This window comes from Kitasatospora sp. NPDC004240 (assembly GCF_053603215.1).
Genome location: NZ_JBSGFD010000374.1, coordinates 1 through 4,026, shown reverse-complemented (window position 1 = coordinate 4,026; position 4,026 = coordinate 1). Strand labels below are relative to the sequence as shown.

3 protein-coding genes and 1 other RNA gene are annotated in these 4,026 nt (G+C 71.6%); all 4 read left to right on the top strand.

What is annotated here, in order from left to right:
* Window positions 1-145 precede the first annotated feature (145 nt).
* The 4 genes from ACWEQL_RS41470 to ACWEQL_RS41455 all read left to right on the top strand — a co-directional run bounded on the left by ACWEQL_RS41470 (window position 146) and on the right by ACWEQL_RS41455 (window position 3,936).
* On the top strand, window positions 146-1,291 hold the full coding sequence (locus ACWEQL_RS41470; RefSeq protein ID WP_452156660.1) for a S41 family peptidase: 1,146 nt from the start codon (window positions 146-148) through the stop codon (window positions 1,289-1,291).
* Between the two features lie 160 nt (window positions 1,292-1,451).
* Window positions 1,452-1,928: an SsrA-binding protein SmpB gene (gene smpB, locus ACWEQL_RS41465; protein WP_452156658.1), complete on the top strand. Its 477-nt coding sequence runs from the start codon at window positions 1,452-1,454 to the stop codon at window positions 1,926-1,928.
* An 85-nt stretch (window positions 1,929-2,013) separates the two neighbouring features.
* Window positions 2,014-2,395, top strand: a transfer-messenger RNA (tmRNA) gene (ssrA, locus tag ACWEQL_RS41460).
* 188 nt (window positions 2,396-2,583) lie between these two features.
* Window positions 2,584-3,936: a nitrate/nitrite transporter gene (locus ACWEQL_RS41455; RefSeq protein ID WP_452156656.1), complete on the top strand. Its 1,353-nt coding sequence runs from the start codon at window positions 2,584-2,586 to the stop codon at window positions 3,934-3,936.
* Window positions 3,937-4,026: the final 90 nt, after the last annotated feature.

The following is a 4,026-nucleotide window of genomic DNA, read 5'->3' as shown; positions in this document are numbered from 1 at the left end:
AGCGCGCCAAGGCCGACTTGTCGATCAGGTAGCGCCCCCGGGTCACGCCGCAGCCGATGTGCCCGAGTCGTCGAGGAGGTCGAACTCAGAAGCCCTCGGCCGGAACGGCCCCCGGTCGCGGCGGGTGTGTCTAGACTCCCTTGACATGCCAGAAACTCCGCGCAGGGCACGTCAGGTGGCGACGCTCAGCCTCGTGTTCGGCGCCGTACTGCTGGCCGGCGCCGCCACCGGCGCCTGGGGCGACGCCTCGGGGACCACGCGGGTGCCGTCCTCGGACGCCGCCCCGGCCACCGCCACGGCCCTCGCGGCCGGGCAGGATCCGGCCGGCGCCGCCCTCTCCCAGCAGCAGGCCGAGTCGCTGATCGGCGCCAACGGCGACCGCTGGGGGGCCTACTACAGCGCGCAGGAGTACGCCGAGTTCAGTCAGGGGCTGGACGGCCGCTACCTGGGCGTGGGGCTCTCCGTGGGCCGCGGCCAGGACGGCGCGACCACGGTCTCCCAGGTGCAGCCCGGCGGCCCGGCCGCCGCGGCCGGCATCGGGGCCGGCGACCGGCTGCTGCGGGTCGGCGCGGAGCCCGCCGACCACCTGCCGGTCACCGAGGTGGTCGCCCGGCTGCGCGGCCGCGAGGGCGAGCGCCAGGTCGGCACCGCCGTCACCGTCGAGGTGGCCCGCGGCGAGGGCGAACCGCGGGAGGTGGAGCTGCGCCGGACCCTGCTGGACAGCCAGCAGGTGCTGGTGGAGCGGACCGACCGCGGCGTCGTGCGGATCACCGTGCGGGCCTTCACCAGTGGCGTGGCCGAGCAGGTGCGCGCCGCCGTGCGCGACGCGCGCGCCGGCGTGGTGCTGGACCTGCGCGGCAACTCGGGCGGGCTGGTCGAGGAGGCCGCCGGCACCGCCGCGGTCTTCCTGGACGGCGGCCCGATCGGCTCGTACCAACTGCGCGGCGAGCGGCGGGAGCTGACCGCCCCGCCCGGCGGCGACCCGCGCACCCCGCTGGTGGTGCTGGTGGACGGCGGCACCATGAGCGCCGCCGAACTGCTCACCGGGGCGCTCCAGGACCGCTGCCGGGCCCTGGTGGTGGGCGGGCGGACCTTCGGCAAGGGCACCGTGCAGCAGCCCAGCCGGCTCGCCGACGGCGCGGTGCTGGAGCTGACCGTGGGGCGCTACTTCACGCCCTCGGGCCGTTCCCCGGAGGGCACCGGACTGATCCCGGACGTGCCCGCCCAGGCCTCCGAGGACGCCGGGGCGCTGGCCCTGCGGGTGCTCGCCGGCATGGGCACCCGGCGCTGAGGACCCGCCCGGGGGCCGTGCGCCGCCGCGTTCCGGCCAGGCCGGAACGCGGAGCCGACCCGCCCGCCCGGCCGCGGGGCCGACCTGGCCGGCCGCGGAGCCGACCCGCCCGTAAAGGGGCTGCCCGGCGCGCGGGCGAGGTGCGAGAATGGCGGGCGTTATGGCAAAGGAAACCGGAACCAAGCTGATCGCGCAGAACAAGCGGGCGCGGCACGAGTACACCATCCTCGACACCTGGGAGTGCGGCCTCGTCCTCACCGGTACCGAGGTGAAGTCGCTGCGCGAGGGCCGGGCCAATCTGGTCGACGGCTACGCGTACATCCAGAACCACGAGGCGTGGATCGACAACGTCTTCATCCCCGAGTACACCCAGGGGACGTGGACCAACCACGCGGCGCGGCGCAAGCGCAAGCTGCTGCTGCACAAGCTGGAGATCCGCAAGATCGAGACCAAGGTCCGCGACGCGGGCCACACGCTGGTCCCGCTCTCGCTGTACTTCAAGGACGGCCGGGTGAAGCTGGAACTCGCGCTCGGCGTCGGCAAGAAGCTGTACGACAAGCGCCAGACCCTGCGCGAGAAGCAGGACACGCGCGAGACGGCCCGGGCCGTGGCCGCGGCACGCCGCCGCCAGCGTTAATCGGCTGGACCCCTCCAGGTCGCCTCGCGTAGTATGGCGCCAGCAACACCGACGGTCCGCCGTCAGCTGTTTCTCAACAAAACATGGGGATGATCGGTTTCGACAGGGGACGTCGAAACAGGAGAAGCGAGCCGAGGAACGCGGCAATGATCTCGTTAACCACGTGTCGCAAAAAAATAATCGCCAACTCTAAGAGCGATTCCCAGCAGTTCGCTCTCGCTGCCTAATAACAGCTAGAAGCGCTTGGGTGTCAGCCCGGGGTGTTCCCGACCCGGATCCTGGCATAATCTAGGGAACTCAACCGTCCACCCGGGCTGCGGGGGTGGGCGGGAAACCAAACAGCAGCTGGGCCTGTTGGCGGCTTGTCCGCGTGACCGCCAGGGCCGAGAAACTCACAGCGGACTGCGCTCGGAGAAGTCCTGAATCCACTCCACTGGACCCGGGTTCGATTCCCGGCATCTCCACCACCCCATGTTGTCCATACGGAAGCCGCCCTCCACCCGGAGGGCGGCTTCCGTGTGTTGCGGGCGCCTCACAGCCGGGCCGTCCGGTGGGTGAGAGGACGGTTCCGCCGTCTTCACAGAACACAACGATGCCGAAACCCTGGACTCCTAGCGTCAGTTGCCGACAGGCACCGGAGCGAGGAGTCAGGACCATGAACAGAACGGGCGGCCGCTGGATCCAGGACTGGCAGCCGGAGGACGAGGCATTCTGGGAGCGCACCGGGCGGCGGATCGCCAACCGGAACCTGTGGTTCTCGGTGTTCTCCGAACACATCGGTTTCTCCATCTGGACCCTGTGGTCCGTGATGGTGCTCTTCATGGGCAAGGAGTACGGCATCGACCCGGCCGGGAAGTTCTTCCTGGTCGCCATGCCGACGCTGGTCGGCGCCTTCGTCCGCATCCCCTACACGATGGCGGTCGCCCGCTTCGGCGGCCGCAACTGGACGATCGTCTCCGCCCTGCTCCTGCTGCTGCCCACACTGGCGGCCGCGTACGTGATGGAGCCGGGCACCTCGTACACCACCTTCATGGTGGTGGCCGCGCTCACCGGGGTCGGCGGCGGCAACTTCGCCTCCTCGATGACCAACATCAACGCCTTCTTCCCGCAGCGCGAGAAGGGCTACGCGCTCGGCCTCAACGCGGGCGGCGGCAACATCGGCGTGCCGGTGATCCAGTTGGTCGCGCTCGCGGTGATCAGCTGGGCCGGCGCCGACCACCCGCGGCTGGTGCTGGGCATCTACCTTCCGCTGATCATCGTCTCGGCGCTCTGCGCGGCCCTGTTCATGGACAACCTGGCGCCGGTGCGCGGCGACGCGGGGGCGATGGTCGAGGCGTTCCGCGAGCGGCACACCTGGCTGATGTCCGTCCTCTACATCGGTACCTTCGGCTCCTTCATCGGCTTCAGCTTCGCCTTCGGCCTGGTGCTGCAGACCCAGTTCGGCCGCACCCCACTGCAGGCGGCGCAGTTCACCTTCGTCGGCCCGCTGCTCGGCTCGCTGATCCGCCCGCTCGGCGGCCGGCTCGCCGACCGCTTCGGCGGCGCCCGGATCACCTTCTGGAACTTCGTCGCGATGGCCGCCGCGGCCGGACTGGTCACCTACGCCTCGTCGGTGCGCTCGCTGCCGGTGTTCCTGGCCGGCTTCACCACCCTGTTCGTCTTCGCCGGCCTCGGCAACGGCTCCACCTACAAGATGATCCCCGGCATCTTCGAGGCCAAGGCCCAGGACCGGATCGCGGCCGGCGAGAGCCCCGAGGCGGCCGCCGCGTGGTCGCGCCGGGTCTCCGGGGCGGCGATCGGACTGATCGGCGCGGTCGGGGCGATCGGCGGACTGCTGATCAACCTGGCCTTCCGCCAGTCCTTCCTCACCGCGAAGAGCGGCACCCCCGCCTTCGTCTCCTTCCTGGCCGCGTACGCGCTCTGCTTCGTCCTCACCTGGGCCGTGTACCTGCGCCGTCCGGCGGCCACCGCCGAACGGGCCGCCGGCCCGGCGTACGCCGAGGTCTGACCGACCCCGCCCGGGCGGCCGCCCGCGCCCCCCCGCGGGCCGCCCGGGGGGGGGGGGCCGCGCGCCCCCGCCACTCAAAACCCCCCCCCC